The organism is Chryseobacterium sp. MEBOG07 (assembly GCF_021869745.1).
In the GTDB taxonomy this organism is placed as follows: Bacteria; Bacteroidota; Bacteroidia; order Flavobacteriales; family Weeksellaceae; genus Chryseobacterium; species Chryseobacterium viscerum.
Genome location: NZ_CP084579.1, coordinates 4,616,319 through 4,633,104, shown reverse-complemented (window position 1 = coordinate 4,633,104; position 16,786 = coordinate 4,616,319). Strand labels below are relative to the sequence as shown.

Sequence of the window (16,786 nt, the reverse complement as noted above, 5' to 3'; positions counted from 1 at the left end):
GTGCTTTTTATTATCTTAAAATTCAGATCTTACAATCCGAACATTCTTGCAAAAAGGTCAGGGAAGATTCCCAGAATGATAATTGCTGCAATGATAACTACCGCAACAATGTTGTAAGTAAGCGTTACTTTTTCTGATGACTTGAATGTAGATTCTTTAAAGAAGAACATTGAAATGATCAGTCTTAAATAGTAAGCGATAGATAGGGCTGAACCTAATACAGCTACCAATACTAAGAAAGCAGCACCGTTCATCGCTTGGGAGAATAAAGCAAATTTCCCCATAAACCCAGCTGTTAACGGAACTCCCGCCATTGAAAGCATAGAGATCGCTGATGCTGTTGCTAATAAAGGTTCAGTTTTTGCCAATCCTTTGAATGCTCCAAAAGAGGTTTCTCTTTTTAATTTCTCTACCCAGATCAGACACATGAAAACTCCTACTGTAGATAAAGAATATGCAAATAAGTAAAATGCAAGGTTATACGTAGAAAGGCTTGTCATTCCGAAGAATACCAATCCGATATATCCTGCGTGAGAAACTGAAGAGTAAGCTAACATTCTTTTTGCATTCGTCTGAGCAAGACCCATAACGTTTGCCAATAATAAAGTAATGATTAAGAATACGCCTAAAACATTGATCCATTCATGAGTAACTCCGGCGAAACCAAGAGTCATCAATCTGAATAGTGCAAAGAATCCGGAGATCTTTACCACACTTGCCATGAAAGCGGTGATCAATGATGGAGAACCTGCATATACATCAGGGCTCCACATGTGGAAAGGGGCTAAAGCTACTTTGAATGCCAATGCACAAAGAATCAGTAATACTCCTAAGATGAACATTACATTCCCTGAGTTGGCTACTCCGAAATCGTGGATCTTATACAGATCAAAACTTCCAGCACTTCCGTAGATGAACGCAATCCCGAACAGTAAGAAACCTGTTGCAAATGCACCCATTAGGAAATATTTGATAGAAGCTTCGTTTGATCTCAGATCAGTTTTGTTAGCTCCAGCCATTACATATAATGGAATAGAAAGGATTTCAATACCCAGGAACATCGTTACCAGGTTCTGGTATCCGAAAAGGATAATCCCTCCACATAATGCAAATAGCATCAATGCATATAATTCTGACTGGTGGCTTCTGTGGTTGCTGAATGCAAAACCTCCCAGGAAGAATAATAATAATGTTGTTACGATTGAAATTTTAGTAAATAACGCCGTATTGTCACTGTACTCATACATATGCTTGTAATGGTCGAAGAACGCACATTCAGGCATAAAACTTACGTACAATGCGATGATTAATCCTAAAATCCCAATGTATCTTGCGAATTTTCCTTGTTCGAAAACTCCTGAAAATAACGCAATAACTGCCGTTAGGAAAACAATAATTAAAACACTCATAATATAGATTTGAGATGTGAGATCAGAAGTTTAAAGTTCAACGTTTAAGGTTTCAAGTTCCAGGTTCAATAGTCTCCTGTCTCTCTTCTTTTACGCTTCTAAATCTCTTAATTTTTTAATTTTTAAATCTTTAAATTCTTAATTAGCCATTGCTGTGTAGATAAACTTCACTGAACTACCCACCATGTCGATTACCGGTTGTGGGAAAATACCAAGTAAAATCACAAAAACCGCTAAACTTGCCAATACAGAAAATTCTACACCGGATAAATCTTTCGCTGTGCTTAAAACGGCTGCATCTCCTTCTCCGAACATTGCTTTTCCGTAGAATCTCAGTAAATACACCGCACAAAGAATTACCGTAAGACCAGCAATTACTGCTGCTGTTCCGTTAAAATCATATACAGACTTTAATAGAATAAATTCCCCGATGAATCCATTAGTTAATGGAACTCCCATTGAACCTAATATAATGATCAAGAACAATACAGCAAATTTAGGAGCTACTTTAGCTAAACCACCCATTTGTCTGATGTCTCTTGATTTAAATCTCTTATATAAAATATCACAACAGTAGAATAATCCTACAACGTTGATCCCGTGAGCGAAAGTTTGTACCAAAGCTCCTTCTGCTCCTTCTACATTGAAAGTTCCTCTAAGAGTAACTACTGCAGAAGCAAAGATCCCCGCTACCATCAGTCCTACGTGAGAGAAAGATGAATAGGCAATAATTCTCTTCATATCCGTCTGGATAATAGCAATCAAAGCTCCGTGAACAATTCCTACAATAGCAAGGATGATCACGATCTGTCCTGAAATTCCCGCAATCGGAATAGGTGTGATGGGTAGTAAATAACGCATTACACCATAGATTGCCATCTTAAGCATGATCCCGGATAACAACATCGATCCTTGAGTAGGAGAGTAGGTATAGGTATCAGGCTGCCAGGTATGGAAAGGAAATACCGGTAATTTCACTGCAAATGCAAAGAAGATAAACCAGAATACCACAGTCTGTTGTGTTTCGTTCAGTTGTGCATTGTATAGATCTGTTAAAGCGAATGATGCAGAGTGGTTGTACACATAGATCAATCCGATTAACATAAATAAAGATCCAACGAATGTATATACGAAGAATTTCGTAGTGAATTCAAACCTTTTATTTTCTTGTCCCCAAAGTCCGGCGATAAACCAAATTGGAATCAATGTTACTTCCCAGAAAATGTAGAACAACAATCCGTCTAAAGAAGTAAATACTCCTATAAGACCAAACTGCATCAACAGAATCAATCCGTAGAATGTATTTCTGTAGTTTACACTTTCATTGAAAGATGATAAAATAATGATTGGAGCCAGAATATTGGTCAATAATAAAAGAAGCATGCTCATTCCATCGATACCGAAGTGAAGAGAGCTCTTCATAAATTGTGACCATGGATAATTGATCTCGTGCTGCAATACACTGTCTACTGTCGGAGTAAAATCGAAATCCGAAAGTATATAGAATGTTACAAGCATTTGTATCAATGCAATTCCAAGCGCCAAATATTTGCTGGAATTACTCTTCCATGCAAAAACTAATCCCGAACCTACTAGGGGTAATAGTAATAATGTTAATAATAAACAAGACATTATTATTGTAATAAAAAGTTAACAATTAATATAATTCCCACCGCTAAAGACATGATAAGGATATATGTCTCTACATTTCCGTTCTGTACACGCTTCATAGCTTTACCGCTGTCTTCAGCACCATCACCTACAAAGTTTACAAAACGGTCTAAGATACCCTTATCAAACATTTTTCCTCCGCGTCCTAATCCTTCAACAGTTTTTACAATCAATGCGTTGTAAAGTTCGTCAATATATAATTTCTTAGCAGAAAGCTTTTCCCATCCGGTGTAGTTCTCTTCTGCGATAGCCATCTTTTTCTTACTTACATAAGTATTTCTAACGATGAACCATACAGTAAAGAACATAAGCACTGTAGCTGCTAATAAGATCATTTCAGTATTGAAAGGTACTCCGGAAAGAGTAGCTTCCATCTGGCTGTAGCTTTGTTCCGTAAGAACAGGCTTTAACCATTCCATCAGTTTGGCATAGTGCCCGTGTCCGATGAAGTGTGGCAGGTTGATAAAACCTCCGATTACAGAAAGAATAGCCAATACGATCAATGGTAATGTCATATTTGATGGACTTTCGTGTAAGTGGTGTTTTTGTTCTTCAGTACCTCTGAATTCTCCATGGAATGTAAGGTAGTATAGTCTGAACATATAGGTTGCAGTCATTGCCGCTAATACAAACAAGATTACCCAATAGATTGGATTTTTAGCGAAAGCTGCTACTAAAATTTCGTCTTTAGAGATCATCCCTGATAATAAAGGGAAACCTGAGATGGCTAATGTTCCGATCAGGAATGTAGCGTGGGTAAGAGGAATATATTTCTTAAGACCTCCCATGAAACGCATATCCTGTTCGTTGCTCATTGCGTGGATTACTGAACCTGCACCCAAGAATAATAAAGCCTTGAAGAATGCGTGTGTCATTACGTGGAACATGGCTGTTGTATACGCTCCAAGACCTAATGCAATGAACATAAATCCAAGTTGTGAAACTGTAGAGTATGCCAATACTTTTTTGATGTCGTTCTGACGAAGTGCATAAAATCCTGCTAACGCAGCAGTCAAGAACCCGATCAGTAAAATTCCTCCCTGTACTGTAGGTGCTAAAGTAAATAAGAAGTTTGATCTTACTACCAAATAGATCCCTGCAGTAACCATCGTTGCCGCGTGGATCAACGCTGATACAGGAGTAGGTCCGGCCATCGCATCCGGTAACCATGTATATAAAGGAACCTGAGCAGATTTACCGGTAGCACCGATGAATAAACTCGCTGTGATAAAGATGATCACTGTTCCGTCTAATTCAAATTTTGAAGCATTTTCTGCTACAGAAAGATAATCTACAGCGTTTGTCTGAGAGGCAATCATAAAGATACCAATCAACAAAGCAAGGTCACCAATTCTGTTCATGATGAAAGCTTTTCTTGCTGCTTTACCGTATTCTTCGTTAGTATACCAGAATCCGATCAACAGGTAAGAACAAAGACCTACCCCTTCCCATCCAATGAATAAGATAAGGTAGTTGCTTCCCATCACTAAAAGTAACATAGAGAAGATGAAAAGATTCAAATAAGTAAAGAACTTGTAGAACCCTTTATCATGACTCATATATCCGATAGAGTATAAGTGGATCAGTGAACCGATACCTGTAATGATCATCACCATCATTAAAGAAAGCTGATCGATCTGGAATCCAAAATTGATTTGAATACCATTTACTCTAAACCATTCAAAAGCTTTTACGATTACAGGCTGGCTTTCAGAATTGAAATTCATAAAAAGACTTACAGCGATACAGAAAGATCCGAAAACCATTGCTGTAGCCAAAGATCCCACCAATATTTTTGGAAGATTTTTCCCGAATAAACCGTTAATAAGAAACCCTAAAAGTGGTAAGAGTACTATTGCATATACTAGATTCTCCATTCCTATCCTCTTAATTTATTAAATATACTCACATCTACAGAACGGGTGTTTCTATATAGCATCGCAATAATTGCCAGACCTACCGCTACTTCAGCAGCTGCTACCACCATAATGAAGAAAACTAAAAGTTGTCCGTCGCCGTTGCCTTTGTACGCTGAAAAAGCTGCCAATAAAAGGTTTACAGAATTCAGCATAAGCTCTACACAGCCCAGAATCACAATAGCATTTTTTCTAAGCAATACTCCCATTACTCCCAGACAGAACAATACTGATGAAAGAATGATGAAGTATTCCAAAGGGACGCTTTGTATAAAAGTATTTACTTCTCCCATAATTTTATAAATCTTTTTTACCGATTAATACCGCGCCTACAATACCTGCCAGAATTAGGATGGAAGCAAGCTCAAACGGTAAAACATATTCATTAAACAAAAGTCTACCCAGATTTTTCGTAAGACCAACACTTCTGTCTACATTTTCAACTACAATATGGTTGTCTTGTACTCCTCTGAAAACACCTAATACTCCTACTAAAAGAATACCTGCAGTAAAAACTCCAACAAATTTTAAAGTATTGTTCTTCTTACTTTCGTCTCCTTTATTAAGGTTAAGCATCATTAAGATGTAAAGGAAAAGTACCATGATGGCACCTGCGTACACTATAATCTGGATAATTGCCAAGAATTGTGCATTCAAAAGAATGTACATTCCTGCAATTGAAAACATCGTAACAATCAATGACAGAATAGCATATAAAGGATTCCTTGCAAATACGAAGTAAACCGCACTTGCCACTGCTAAAAACGCCACCAAGAAAAATAAAATCTGATCCATTATTTTACCGCATTTTTTTGTTTCTCGGATTGTCTTGTCGTGATATCAATCCTTTCATTTATTTTTTCAACTAATTTATCTTTTCCGTAAATGAAAGAACCTCTGTTGGTTTCTACGTCTACCAATCTATCAGTAAGATAGATCGCAGATTTAGGACAAGCTTCTTCACACATTCCGCAGAAAATACATCTTAGCATATTGATTTCATATACTGAAGCGTACTTTTCTTCTCTGTAAAGACCTTTTTCCTCTTTAGTTCTTTCAGCAGCAGTCATCGTAATGGCTTCTGCAGGACAAGCTACCGCACAAAGTCCGCAAGCTGTACATCTTTCTCTGCCTTCTTCGTCTCTTTTCAGAACGTGCTGGCCTCTCCAGATGGTAGTTCTCGGCTTCTGTACTTCCGGATACGAATATACTGCGGGAGCACCCTTTATCACGGTTCTTACAGCATGCTTAAATGTAATCCCCATCCCTGTAAAGATTGCAGGCAGGTAGATTTTTTCAGCAAGGGTCATTTCTTTATTGGAAACAACTTTTGATCTGTTAGTTAATTTCATTTAATTATAGATATTAGACTAATCTCGTCTGTATTATTATTGTTTGATACTAATTTTTACTTTTATGCGAAATTTTAGCTTTAAGATAGATAAAGATTATTGGTCATATTTTTTAGAAGATTCACTATATATTCATCACTAAATCTTTCCATAATCTTAATTTGATTTTCTAATTCTGGTTTTGCGGCTGTTGCTTTAATCAACATTTTCTTCGTATTAGTAAATCCTCCTCCAATTTTCAGTTCTTGCCCATCTTTATAAACTAAATAATCTGCATATGTTATAGAGCCATCATATGAATTTACAACTATATCTCTAAACCATTTAGTCTTTTCGCCACTAAACATTAACTGTCTAAAAGTACCTTTATCATCTATATAGATTCTATCTTTTCCGTTAAAATCTGTAAATCTCAGTTCTTTTACATTTCGAGTTTTAATTATTTCTTTTTTTTCTCCACTCTCATCTACAAGAACTAAAAAGTCATAAAAACTTCTTTCATCTATTATTTTCTTATTAAAGATATTGGTAGATATTCTAATCTTAGAATTTATTGTATCATTATCTTTTTTTATGATTATTCCATCTATATATTTCTGTGAAAAGCAAAATATTGATGCTATAATGAATAATAGATTTAATATTTTTTTCATTTTTGTAAATAAAATGCTCTTAGTTTGCAAATGCTAAAATTACAGCTCCTGTAATTAATAGGTTTACCAATGCCATTGGAATTAATGTTTTCCATCCCAAATGCATTAACTGATCGTATCTGAATCTTGGAAGCGTCCATCTGATCCACATGAAGATCAAAATTCCGATTACAGTCTTCGTTAAGAATGCTACAACACTCAGGATCCCTGCAGCATTCTCACCCCAGTTCTGAGTTACCCATTCAATACCAGGATAATTATACCCTCCAAAGAAAAGAACGACAATGAAAGCATTAGAGATAAACATGTTCACGTATTCCCCGAACATATATAAACCTAATTTCATGGAAGAGTATTCTGTAGAATATCCTGTTACCAATTCAGATTCACACTCAGGTAAATCGAACGGGTGTCTGTTGGTTTCGGCTAAAGCGGCTACAAAGAAAACAAGGAAAGCGATTGGCTGGTAGAAAATATTCCAGTTCATCCCGGAAACCCAAGGAATTACTCCCCATAATTTTCCAGTAGTCTGACTTTCTGTGATTTCTTTTAAATCTAAACTTCCTGTCATCATAATGATAGAAAGAAGTGCTAATCCCATTGCCAATTCATAAGAAATCATCTGAGAAGAAGCACGGATAGCACCTAGTAATGAATATTTGTTGTTTGAAGCCCAACCTCCGATCATGATTCCGTAAACCCCGATGGAAGCCATTCCGATGATGAAAAGTACACCAACGTCAATGTTAGCAACCTGAAGATCAAAAGAAGTACCTGCGATATTTAAACTTTTACCCCAAGGAATAACAGCTCCTGTAATCAATGAAATAAACATTACCAAAGCAGGTCCTAATACGAATAGGAATCTTTCTGCATTGGCCGGCGTAAAGTCTTCTTTGAAGAAAAACTTCCCACCATCAGCAAGAGGCTGCAGCAATCCGAAAGGTCCAGCTCTGTTAGGACCAATTCTATCCTGCATGATAGAGGCAACTTTTCTTTCTGCCCAGGTAGAGTAGGCTGCAATCGTTAACGATAGCAGGAAAAGTGCTAGTACAAGTATAAGTTTAAATGTAAGTAAATCCATTTTTATTTAGATATTAAGATGTCAGATGCTAGATGTCAGATTTAATTTGTTGTCTGAAGTCTGGTATCTGAAATCTGATGTCTTATTAATTATTGTTCGTCTTTTTCACTGATTTCTTTAGCCATCGGATTGTCTAAAACTCTTAGCTCATCTTTAGGCTTTTCATAGTGGTTCAATGAAATTACAGAGTGTCTGTCGATATGTCTAGGACCTTCGATATTCCAGTCTGATAATTCTTTTCTTTCGAAACGGCATGTATCACAGATGAATTCTTCTACTTCACCCCACTGGTCTTTTCTAGCAGTTACTCTTACCACTTCATCTCCTTTCATCCATACTACAGCTTTTCCAGAACACTTATCACATTTACATGTAGCATTCATTGGTTTTGTAAACCAAACTCTGCTTGTAAAACGTGCTGTTCTGTCTGTTAATGCTCCTACTGGACAAACATCGATAATGTTTCCGATGAAGTCATTATCTAAAGCTTTATTTAAATAAGTAGAAATTTCCGCGTGGTCTCCTCTGAAAAGAATACCGTGCTCTCTTGTTTCTGTAAGTTGATTAGCTGTCAATACACATCTTGCACAAAGAATACAACGGTTCATATTCAATTTGATGTTCGGTCCAAGATCATCAGCTTCGTAAGTATTTCTTTCAAATTCAGTTCTTGTCTGAAGATTTCCATGCTCATAACCTAAATCCTGAAGATGACATTCTCCAGCCTGATCACAAACAGGGCAGTCCAGCGGGTGATTTACCAATAAGAACTCGGTAACGGCTTTTCTTCCTTCCTGAGCTTTCTCAGAACTAAGGTTTTTTACCTCCATACCGTCCATTACATTAGTTCTGCAGCTGGCAACTAATTTTGGCATAGGACGCGGATCAGCTTCAGATCCTTTAGAAACTTCTACAAGACAAGTTCTACATCTTCCTCCACTGGTCTCCAATTTGCTGTAGTAGCACATAGCTGGAGGTACAGATTTACCACCGATTTGTCTTGCAGCTTCCAAAATAGAAGTACCAGGCAAAACTTCAGTAGTCTGTCCGTCTATCGTTATTTTGAATTTTTTAACTTCTTCGCTCATATCGTATGCTTTAAGCTTTATGCGCTAAGCAATAGGCTTTGTTATTTATATTTCTTAGTATTAAATGTATATCCAATTCCTGCTAGAACTTGTCCGAAAACAAAATCCTGGCGGGCTTTATCAGGTTTGTTATTTAATGTAGTTTTAATATCCCACATATTAATATAACCAGCTTTTCCTTCTACTCTAAGCATCCAGTTTTTCCAGAAAACTAAGTTAAGACTGGATCTGATATCGGTTCCCATCCCTGCAACATGAAAACGGTCACTTCTTTCATTTCCAAAAAGTTTTACATTACTTTTCGGAAACATGAACCCGATCCCGGCTCCGTAAGACCATACTAAATCTATATTTTTCTTATGAATAAGATTTTTGTATTTCTCAAGACCTAAATTTTCATAATTTAATCCGTCTGTATGTTCAAAAGTAAGGAACTTCTCATCTGCGAGGTTTACCTGTCCGTTTTGTACCATTCCTGCATATTCAGGATCTGAAATATGTCCTTTAAAGTTAACAGTTTGATTTTGATCCATCACATATTTCATGTGGTCAATCCCTAAAACAAGTGCTAAATTATCTTTAATAAAATATCCTATTCTGAAATTATACTGCGTTACAGTAAACCAACTTGGATCAAAATAAACGATTCCAAATTTTGTAGGCCTGTCCTGTGCTGTTACGTTATTCAATTGAAAATCGTATCCGTTTCCAGTAAAGTGGATGTCAGAATTACTATAAGCCGCTCTGTTCCAGCCGTAAAATACGAAAACCTGACCTTTCTTACTTAATGGATTAGGCTTTTCCTTTTTTTCAGCTTTAATCTGCTGTTTCTCACTCGCTACATATGATAAATCCTCTTCAACGGATCTATTATAGTTTGCAGTATCTGTTTTCTTATTTTGTGCAAATACAAAATTCGACATCATTAAACCAACAACTAATAACTTCTTCATTTTAACTAAGCATTTTTTTCAACAGCTGGGATAGGATCTGCATAATGTGCCAATCCATAATTTTGAGTTTGTGACAACTCCGGGTTTTTCACGTGCCACTCAAATTCATCTCTGAAGTGACGAATTGCTGCTGCAACTGGCCAAGCCGCTGCATCACCCAATGGACAAATGGTGTTTCCTTCGATTTTTCTCTGGATATCCCAAAGTAGATCGATATCTTCCATTTTTCCTTCTCCTTTCTCGATTTTCTTCAAAATCTTGTGCATCCATCCCGTTCCTTCACGGCAAGGTGTACACTGTCCACAACTTTCATGGTGATAAAATCTCGCCAATGTCATGGTATGTTCTACGATACACTGATCTTCATCCAAAACGATGAAACCTCCTGAACCCATCATTGTTCCGGTAGCAAAACCACCATCTGCCAATGATTCATAGTTCATATATCTTGGCTCTCCGTTCACAGTTCTCAACAATAAATTAGCTGGAACAATCGGAACAGAACTTCCTCCAGGAATACAAGCCTTTAATTTTTTTCCGTCTTTAATACCGCCACAATATTCATCAGAGTAGATAAATTCTTCTACAGTGATGGTCATATCGATTTCATATACACCCGGTTTGTTGATGTTTCCACAAGCAGAAATCAATTTCGTACCTGTAGATCTTCCTACTCCGATTTTTGCATATTCAGCACCTGTAATATCAATGATTGGAACGATTGCCGCGATAGACTCAACATTGTTTACCACTGTTGGTCTTTCCCAAAGTCCTTTTACAGCCGGGAATGGCGGTTTTAATCTTGGATTTCCTCGTTTTCCTTCAAGGGATTCAAGCAATGCAGTTTCTTCACCACAGATATAAGCTCCACCACCTCTCTGAACATAGATTTCCAAATCGTAACCTGTTCCTAAGATATTTTTACCTAAAAATCCTGCTGCTTTAGCTTCTTCAATTGCTTCTTCTAAGATATCCGGAATCCATGAATATTCTCCACGGATATAGATATAAGAAACATTTGAACCTAAAGTAAAAGATGAGATAAGCATTCCTTCAATCAATAAATGAGGAAGAAATTCCATCAAATATCTGTCTTTGAAAGTTCCCGGTTCAGATTCGTCTGCATTGACCACCAAGTGTCTTGGTACGCCTTCTGGTTTTGCCAAAAAGCTCCATTTCATCCCTGTTGGGAATCCTGCTCCACCACGACCTCTTAGTCCTGAAGCTTTTACTTCTTCAAGAATTTCGTCAGGAGTCATCTTCAAGGCTTTTTCAGCTGCAGTGTAACCTCCCTGTTTACGGTATGTTTCAAAGTAGCGAATACCTTCTATATGTGCGTCTTTAAGTAAAAGTTTTTTACTCATTGTTTATTATGCTTTTAGCTATGGGCTTTTGGCTTCTAGCTTTTTTGTAATTATTTAAAAAATTAACTAAGCTTAAATCCGAAATTCAAAATTCAGGATTTAAAATTATTTTAGTCTAAAGCAACTTGTCCCTGTCTGCAAAGATCAAGGATTTCATCTACTTTTTCTATCGTTAAATTTTCATGAAAGAATTTTCCTAGCTGCAGCATTGGTGCATATCCGCATGCTCCAAGACATTCAGCAGGCTTTAATGTGAACATACCGTCTTCAGTAGTTTCCCCATCTTTAATGTTCAGTTTGGTTCTGATATGGTCCAGAATTTTTTCGCTTCCACAAACCATACAAGGTCCTGTTCTGCAAACTTCCAAAACATATTTACCCACCGGCTTCATATTAAACATCGTATAGAAAGTAGCCACTTCATATACTTCGATTGGCTGGATACTTAATAGTCCGGCAACATAATCCATCACAGGAACATCTAACCAACCTCCGAATTCTTTCTGTGCTAAGTGAAGTACAGGAAGAAGAGCAGATTTTTGTCTTCCTTCAGGATATCTTGCGATAATTTTATGTACCTGTGCTAAACTTTCCGGTTTAAAAGCTATTGTTTCGCTCATTTTTTATCTAAGATTTCAGATGTCAGATTCTAGACATCAGATTTTTAAATTTATATGTAAAGCGAAGAGTCTAACATCTGAAATCTGATGTCTGACCTCTTCTTTTTATGCGTCTAATTCTCCCGCAATAATATTCATACTACACATCGTTACAATGGCATCTGAAATTACAGAACCTGTAATCATTTCAGGGTATGCCTGATAGTAGATGAAGCATGGTCTTCTGAAGTGAAGTCTGTAAGGACTTCTTCCTCCGTCACTCACAAGATAGAATCCTAATTCTCCGTTTCCACCTTCTACAGCATGGTAAACTTCTCCTTTCGGTACATCTGTTTCTCCCATTACAATTTTGAAGTGGTAGATCAATGCTTCCATTTTACTGTAAACATCTGCCTTTTCAGGTAAATAGAAATCAGGAACATCCGCGTGGAATGGTCCTTCCGGAAGGTTGTCGTATGCTTGGTTGATGATTTTAAGGGATTCCCAGATTTCCTGTTGACGAACCATGAAACGGTCGTAAGTATCTCCTGAAGTTCCTACAGGAATAATAAAGTCGAAATCTTCGTATGATGAATAAGGTTGTGCAACTCTTACATCGTAATCTACTCCTGCTGCACGTAGGTTTGGACCTGTGAAACCATAGCTTAAAGCTCTTTCGGCAGAGATGGCTCCTGTACCGATGGTTCTGTCCATGAAAATTCTGTTTCTTTCTAATAAGGTACCGAATTCTTTAAATCTTGCAGGGAAGGTTTTTAAGAAATCTTTCAGTAACTCATGGAACTTAGGAGTGAAATCTCTTTCAAATCCTCCGATTCTTCCCATATTGGTTGTCATCCTTGCTCCACAAATCTGCTCATACATATCATAAATACGTTCTCTTTCGATGAACATATAAGTAAGACCTGTAATGGCTCCTGCATCCATTCCGGTTACCCCGTTACAAATCAGGTGATCACCAATTCTGGCAAGTTCCATAAGGATAACGCGCATATAGTCTACACGTTTTGGAACTTTAACTCCGATCAGCTTCTCCACTGTCATGTGCCAACCCAGGTTATTGATCGGTGCAGAACAGTAATTCATACGGTCAGTAAGGGTAGTGATCTGAGAATAGTTTCTTCTTTCAGAAATTTTCTCAAATGCTCTGTGGATATATCCTACCGTCTGTTCAGCATGAAGGATTCTCTCTCCATCCATCGTTAAGATGTTTTGGAAAATCCCGTGAGTAGCAGGGTGGGTAGGTCCTAAATTGAGGGTATATAATTGTCCGTCAATCTGTTCCTTACTTTCGTACTGGTTTAGTATATTAGATAATGAGTTATCTTTCATAATTTAAATGCTTTAGGCTATAGGCTATAGGCTTTAAGCTAATGCTTACTACTTATGGCTTATTGCATTATTTTTTATCTTCCGAACATATTATCGTCCTTGTCGGTTCTGGTACCATCTTCAAGGCGATATTCTTTCAACATTGGGTGGTATCCAAGATCTTCCATATTCAAGATAGGTCTAAGATCCGGGTGTCCTTTAAATTTAATCCCATAGAAATCATACGTTTCTCTTTCCATCCAGTTAGCTCCCGCATATAATTCTGTAAGAGAATCTACCTCTATATTTTCTCTGGACATGAAGATTTTCAGACGTAATCTGAAATTGGCCATCATATTATGCAAATGGTATACAACACCAATTTCCTTGTCCGGAAATTCAGGGTAATGAATACCACAAATATCCGTAAGGAAATTAAATTCCAAAGATGAATCTTTAAGATAATGAATGATTTTCTTAATATCTTCTTTCTTCACTTCAACCGTTAGCATATCATAAGGTTCTGAGCTTGAAATAACAGATTCCGGAAATTCTCTTGTGATTGCTTCTAATACAAATTCGTTTGTCATCTCCGTTTAGTTGCTTATGTTGTAAGAATCTAATAATTTCTGATATTCAGGCATATCTCTTCTTCTGATACTTTCACTCTCTGCAAGAGCCTGTACCTGCATTACTCCTTCAATAATCTGCTCAGGTCTTGGAGGACATCCAGGAACATACACATCTACCGGAATAATTTTATCAATTCCCTGAAGTACAGAATATGTATCAAAAATACCACCGCTGGAAGCACAAGCGCCAACTGCGACTACCCATTTTGGCTCAGCCATCTGAGTGTAAACTTCTTTCAGGACTGGTCCCAATTTCTTTGATATAGTTCCACAAACCATCAGCATATCTGCTTGTCTTGGAGAGAAAGAGTTTCTTTCCATACCAAATCTTGAAGCATCATAAGTGGGGTTCAGGGTAGCCATAAACTCGATACCACAACAAGAGGTTGCAAATGGCAATGGCCAAAGTGAAAACTTTCTAGCCATACCGATTACACTGCTCAGTTTTGTTGCGAAAAACCCTTCTCCTTCATAGCCTTCGGGAGCAGGTGCATCTGTTCTTATTACTGGTTTTTTATCTGACATCTCTTAGATTTTAGATTTTAAATTTCAGATTGTAGATTAAAACATCATTTTCTATGTTTAAAATCCGATCTAAAATTTATAATTTTTGATTTTTAATTATCCTACTTATCCCAATCCAGCGCACCGCGTTTCCAAACATAGAAAAACGCCACGAAGAAGATCGCAACGAATGTAAGTACGGCAAGGAAGCCTTCCATGCCGAATTCTCTGAAGTTTACCGCATAAGGATAAAAAAATACGATTTCAATATCGAATAGTACGAACAATACCGCTGTCAGGAAGTATTTGATAGAAAACGGTGTTCTAGCATTTCCTTCTACAGGAATCCCGCATTCCCAGCTTTGGTTTTTTACAGAGTCTCCTTTTTTCTGTTGTGGCCCCAAGAAATGTGCCCCAAGCAAAGAAACCGCTACAAATCCTACTGCTACACCAGCCTGGATAAGGATTGGAATATAACTTTCAGGTAAATTCATTTTTGCATTATTATCTCAATTTGCAAATTTAGCGAATAAACAAGAAAGCATGAAATTTATCAGCTTAAAAGTCGGGTGAAAATGAGTTAAATCGGTAATTTAGAATCAATAAAAATTAGCTTTTTATGATTGTTTTTATGATGTGTTTTTCCCCCTTTTTTTGTAGTCACTCCCAAAAGATAACCCCCATCATGTACTTTTAAAATGGTACTACTTTCCCTTTCTCGTAAGTATTGAAGGGTCTTGAAGGGTTGATTATTGTAGGCTTTCGGTTTATTTTTTCATTTTTTTCAAAAGGGTATAGGCCATAAATGAGATGTATCCGAAAAGAATACTGGCAAAAGCAATATTGATGATGGTATTCATTCTGTCATCTTTTAACTGGAAAAAGATGTTATAACAAATAAATCCGGCGATCAAAACAGCGAAAATAATGAGTTGTGGTTTCATACTGTGAATTTACGAAAATCAGAGGAAAATGGTGACTATGAATAACGAGTGATGTATTGAGGTTTAGATTCCTTAAGACATCAGCTCGTATGAAGTAGGTATAGAAGGCTTATTTTGGATTGCCTATCATTAAAGAATATGTTCTTCTTCGTTTATGATTTACAGGGTTGTAATCCTGCCAAAGTACCTGCACGCTTTTGTTTTCTTCCAATTCAGGATTAGTTTCAGCAAAATCAATCCCCATGCTGGTAAATCGTACAAAAATTTCCTTGAAAATAATAGCCGTTACGCCACGTCTCTGGTATTCCGGATGAATTCCGATAAGATAGAAATTGGCACGATCATTCTTTTTTCCGGCTTGTAAAAAGTGCCACCATCCCAATGGAAATAATTTTCCTTTTGATTTCTGAAGAGCCTTGGAATAGGAAGGCATTGTGATAGCAAAAGAAACCAATTGTTGATTTTCATCCACCACACAGATTACATAGTTTTTATTGATAAAAGGAAAGTATTTTTCTCTGTATGTTTTGATCTGTTCTTCTGAAATGGGAGTATACGTAGAAAGATGTTTATAAGTTTCATCTAAAAGCTTAAACATAGGTTCTACATAAGGAAGGATTTCTTCTTTTGACTTGAATTTAAGAACTTTAAGTTTGTATTTCTGAGCAATCAGGCCACTGAATTTCTCCACTTTTTCTGGAAGTATTTTCGGGAAATTCATTTCATATTCTACCCATTCTTTTTCTTTGGTTAATCCAAGGTTTTCAAGGTGTTTGGGATAATAGGCGTGATTGTAGATTCCAATCATCGTTGCCAGTTTATCAAATCCCATTGTCAGCATGCCTGCTTTGTCAAGATTGGTGAAGCCCATAGGTCCTTCAATCATGTCGATATGGTGCTCATTGGCATAATCGATTGCGGTTTGAATTAAAGCTTTGGAAACTTCAGCATCATCAATGAAATCTATCCAGCCAAAACGTACTTTTTTGTTCCCTAATTCTTTCTCTTCTTTATGATTTATGATTACAGCAATTCTACCCACTACTTTACCGTCTTTTGTCGCCAGAAACTGCTTAGATTCTGAATATTGTAAGGCAGGGTTTTCTTTTGCATCCCAGATTTTCATTTCGTCTTTTATAAAAGATGGGACATAGTACGGGTTATTTTTGTACAAATCCATCGGAAATTTTACGAATTGCTTGAGTTGATCAGCTGTTTTTACTTCAATAATTGAAACCTTAGACATAACTTTTGATGGTAATTTAGTCACAAATATAAATAATAAAAT

Annotated in this window: 18 protein-coding genes; all 18 read right to left on the bottom strand. The window is 36.9% G+C overall.

Going from position 1 to position 16,786, the window contains the following annotated elements; translation table 11 throughout:
• Nucleotides 1–29 precede the first annotated feature (29 nt).
• The 18 genes from LF886_RS21330 to LF886_RS21245 all read right to left on the bottom strand — a co-directional run bounded on the left by LF886_RS21330 (nucleotide 30) and on the right by LF886_RS21245 (nucleotide 16,744).
• Complete coding sequence (locus LF886_RS21330) at nucleotides 30–1,409, bottom strand: NADH-quinone oxidoreductase subunit N (protein WP_109738746.1); 1,380 nt, start codon at nucleotides 1,407–1,409, stop codon at nucleotides 30–32.
• 138 nt (nucleotides 1,410–1,547) lie between these two features.
• Entirely contained in the window at nucleotides 1,548–3,041 is a 1,494-nt protein-coding gene (locus tag LF886_RS21325; RefSeq protein ID WP_236851532.1) for a NuoM family protein, read from the bottom strand.
• A 2-nt stretch (nucleotides 3,042–3,043) separates the two neighbouring features.
• Complete coding sequence (gene nuoL, locus LF886_RS21320) at nucleotides 3,044–4,957, bottom strand: NADH-quinone oxidoreductase subunit L (RefSeq protein ID WP_103232052.1); 1,914 nt, start codon at nucleotides 4,955–4,957, stop codon at nucleotides 3,044–3,046.
• Nucleotides 4,958–4,959: 2 nt separating this feature from the next.
• Nucleotides 4,960–5,289 (bottom strand): NADH-quinone oxidoreductase subunit NuoK, encoded by a 330-nt coding sequence (gene nuoK, locus LF886_RS21315; RefSeq protein ID WP_089696983.1) that lies wholly within the window; start codon nucleotides 5,287–5,289, stop codon nucleotides 4,960–4,962.
• 4 nt (nucleotides 5,290–5,293) lie between these two features.
• A complete protein-coding gene (locus LF886_RS21310) occupies nucleotides 5,294–5,791 on the bottom strand; it encodes an NADH-quinone oxidoreductase subunit J (protein ID WP_236851530.1) in 498 nt (165 codons plus the stop codon).
• Complete coding sequence (locus LF886_RS21305) at nucleotides 5,791–6,348, bottom strand: NuoI/complex I 23 kDa subunit family protein (RefSeq protein WP_040996950.1); 558 nt, start codon at nucleotides 6,346–6,348, stop codon at nucleotides 5,791–5,793. Before LF886_RS21305 ends, LF886_RS21310 begins: the two co-directional genes overlap by 1 nt.
• A gap of 80 nt (nucleotides 6,349–6,428) precedes the next feature.
• Nucleotides 6,429–7,001, bottom strand: coding sequence for a hypothetical protein (locus LF886_RS21300; RefSeq protein WP_236851529.1), 573 nt, complete (start codon nucleotides 6,999–7,001; stop codon nucleotides 6,429–6,431).
• A gap of 19 nt (nucleotides 7,002–7,020) precedes the next feature.
• Nucleotides 7,021–8,085, bottom strand: a complete 1,065-nt coding sequence (nuoH, locus tag LF886_RS21295) for an NADH-quinone oxidoreductase subunit NuoH (protein WP_236851527.1) — start codon at nucleotides 8,083–8,085, stop codon at nucleotides 7,021–7,023.
• A gap of 89 nt (nucleotides 8,086–8,174) precedes the next feature.
• Nucleotides 8,175–9,173, bottom strand: coding sequence for a 2Fe-2S iron-sulfur cluster-binding protein (locus LF886_RS21290; RefSeq protein ID WP_236851526.1), 999 nt, complete (start codon nucleotides 9,171–9,173; stop codon nucleotides 8,175–8,177).
• Between the two features lie 41 nt (nucleotides 9,174–9,214).
• Nucleotides 9,215–10,126 carry a hypothetical protein gene (locus LF886_RS21285; protein WP_109623034.1) on the bottom strand — a complete coding sequence of 304 codons (912 nt, stop codon included), beginning with the start codon at nucleotides 10,124–10,126 and terminating at the stop codon, nucleotides 9,215–9,217.
• A 5-nt stretch (nucleotides 10,127–10,131) separates the two neighbouring features.
• Nucleotides 10,132–11,490, bottom strand: a complete 1,359-nt coding sequence (gene nuoF / locus LF886_RS21280) for an NADH-quinone oxidoreductase subunit NuoF (protein WP_103234091.1) — start codon at nucleotides 11,488–11,490, stop codon at nucleotides 10,132–10,134.
• Between the two features lie 110 nt (nucleotides 11,491–11,600).
• On the bottom strand, nucleotides 11,601–12,110 hold the full coding sequence (gene nuoE / locus LF886_RS21275; protein ID WP_034693429.1) for a complex I 24 kDa subunit family protein: 510 nt from the start codon (nucleotides 12,108–12,110) through the stop codon (nucleotides 11,601–11,603).
• Nucleotides 12,111–12,215: 105 nt separating this feature from the next.
• Nucleotides 12,216–13,439 (bottom strand): NADH dehydrogenase (quinone) subunit D, encoded by a 1,224-nt coding sequence (gene nuoD, locus LF886_RS21270; RefSeq protein WP_236851524.1) that lies wholly within the window; start codon nucleotides 13,437–13,439, stop codon nucleotides 12,216–12,218.
• Nucleotides 13,440–13,513: 74 nt separating this feature from the next.
• Nucleotides 13,514–14,008, bottom strand: coding sequence for an NADH-quinone oxidoreductase subunit C (locus tag LF886_RS21265; RefSeq protein WP_103234089.1), 495 nt, complete (start codon nucleotides 14,006–14,008; stop codon nucleotides 13,514–13,516).
• Nucleotides 14,009–14,014: 6 nt separating this feature from the next.
• Complete coding sequence (locus tag LF886_RS21260; protein WP_002983540.1) at nucleotides 14,015–14,575, bottom strand: NADH-quinone oxidoreductase subunit B; 561 nt, start codon at nucleotides 14,573–14,575, stop codon at nucleotides 14,015–14,017.
• Between the two features lie 101 nt (nucleotides 14,576–14,676).
• Nucleotides 14,677–15,048, bottom strand: a complete 372-nt coding sequence (locus tag LF886_RS21255; RefSeq protein ID WP_103234088.1) for an NADH-quinone oxidoreductase subunit A — start codon at nucleotides 15,046–15,048, stop codon at nucleotides 14,677–14,679.
• A gap of 273 nt (nucleotides 15,049–15,321) precedes the next feature.
• Nucleotides 15,322–15,498, bottom strand: a complete 177-nt coding sequence (locus tag LF886_RS21250) for a hypothetical protein (RefSeq protein WP_165835341.1) — start codon at nucleotides 15,496–15,498, stop codon at nucleotides 15,322–15,324.
• A gap of 109 nt (nucleotides 15,499–15,607) precedes the next feature.
• Nucleotides 15,608–16,744, bottom strand: coding sequence for a GNAT family N-acetyltransferase (locus tag LF886_RS21245; protein WP_236851523.1), 1,137 nt, complete (start codon nucleotides 16,742–16,744; stop codon nucleotides 15,608–15,610).
• Nucleotides 16,745–16,786 lie beyond the last annotated feature (42 nt).

Excerpts from the sequence above, each read along its gene's own strand:
- LF886_RS21330 (WP_109738746.1), bottom strand. The coding sequence starts at position 1,409 with ATGAGTGTTTTAATTATTGTTTTCCTAACGGCAGTTATTGCGTTATTT.
- LF886_RS21325 (WP_236851532.1), bottom strand. The coding sequence starts at position 3,041 with ATGTCTTGTTTATTATTAACATTATTACTATTACCCCTAGTAGGTTCG.
- nuoL (WP_103232052.1), bottom strand. The coding sequence starts at position 4,957 with ATGGAGAATCTAGTATATGCAATAGTACTCTTACCACTTTTAGGGTTT.
- nuoK (WP_089696983.1), bottom strand. The coding sequence starts at position 5,289 with ATGGGAGAAGTAAATACTTTTATACAAAGCGTCCCTTTGGAATACTTC.
- LF886_RS21310 (WP_236851530.1), bottom strand. The coding sequence starts at position 5,791 with ATGGATCAGATTTTATTTTTCTTGGTGGCGTTTTTAGCAGTGGCAAGT.
- LF886_RS21305 (WP_040996950.1), bottom strand. The coding sequence starts at position 6,348 with ATGAAATTAACTAACAGATCAAAAGTTGTTTCCAATAAAGAAATGACC.
- LF886_RS21300 (WP_236851529.1), bottom strand. The coding sequence starts at position 7,001 with ATGAAAAAAATATTAAATCTATTATTCATTATAGCATCAATATTTTGC.
- nuoH (WP_236851527.1), bottom strand. The coding sequence starts at position 8,085 with ATGGATTTACTTACATTTAAACTTATACTTGTACTAGCACTTTTCCTG.
- LF886_RS21290 (WP_236851526.1), bottom strand. The coding sequence starts at position 9,173 with ATGAGCGAAGAAGTTAAAAAATTCAAAATAACGATAGACGGACAGACT.
- LF886_RS21285 (WP_109623034.1), bottom strand. The coding sequence starts at position 10,126 with ATGAAGAAGTTATTAGTTGTTGGTTTAATGATGTCGAATTTTGTATTT.
- nuoF (WP_103234091.1), bottom strand. The coding sequence starts at position 11,490 with ATGAGTAAAAAACTTTTACTTAAAGACGCACATATAGAAGGTATTCGC.
- nuoE (WP_034693429.1), bottom strand. The coding sequence starts at position 12,110 with ATGAGCGAAACAATAGCTTTTAAACCGGAAAGTTTAGCACAGGTACAT.
- nuoD (WP_236851524.1), bottom strand. The coding sequence starts at position 13,439 with ATGAAAGATAACTCATTATCTAATATACTAAACCAGTACGAAAGTAAG.
- LF886_RS21265 (WP_103234089.1), bottom strand. The coding sequence starts at position 14,008 with ATGACAAACGAATTTGTATTAGAAGCAATCACAAGAGAATTTCCGGAA.
- LF886_RS21260 (WP_002983540.1), bottom strand. The coding sequence starts at position 14,575 with ATGTCAGATAAAAAACCAGTAATAAGAACAGATGCACCTGCTCCCGAA.
- LF886_RS21255 (WP_103234088.1), bottom strand. The coding sequence starts at position 15,048 with ATGAATTTACCTGAAAGTTATATTCCAATCCTTATCCAGGCTGGTGTA.
- LF886_RS21250 (WP_165835341.1), bottom strand. The coding sequence starts at position 15,498 with ATGAAACCACAACTCATTATTTTCGCTGTTTTGATCGCCGGATTTATT.
- LF886_RS21245 (WP_236851523.1), bottom strand. The coding sequence starts at position 16,744 with ATGTCTAAGGTTTCAATTATTGAAGTAAAAACAGCTGATCAACTCAAG.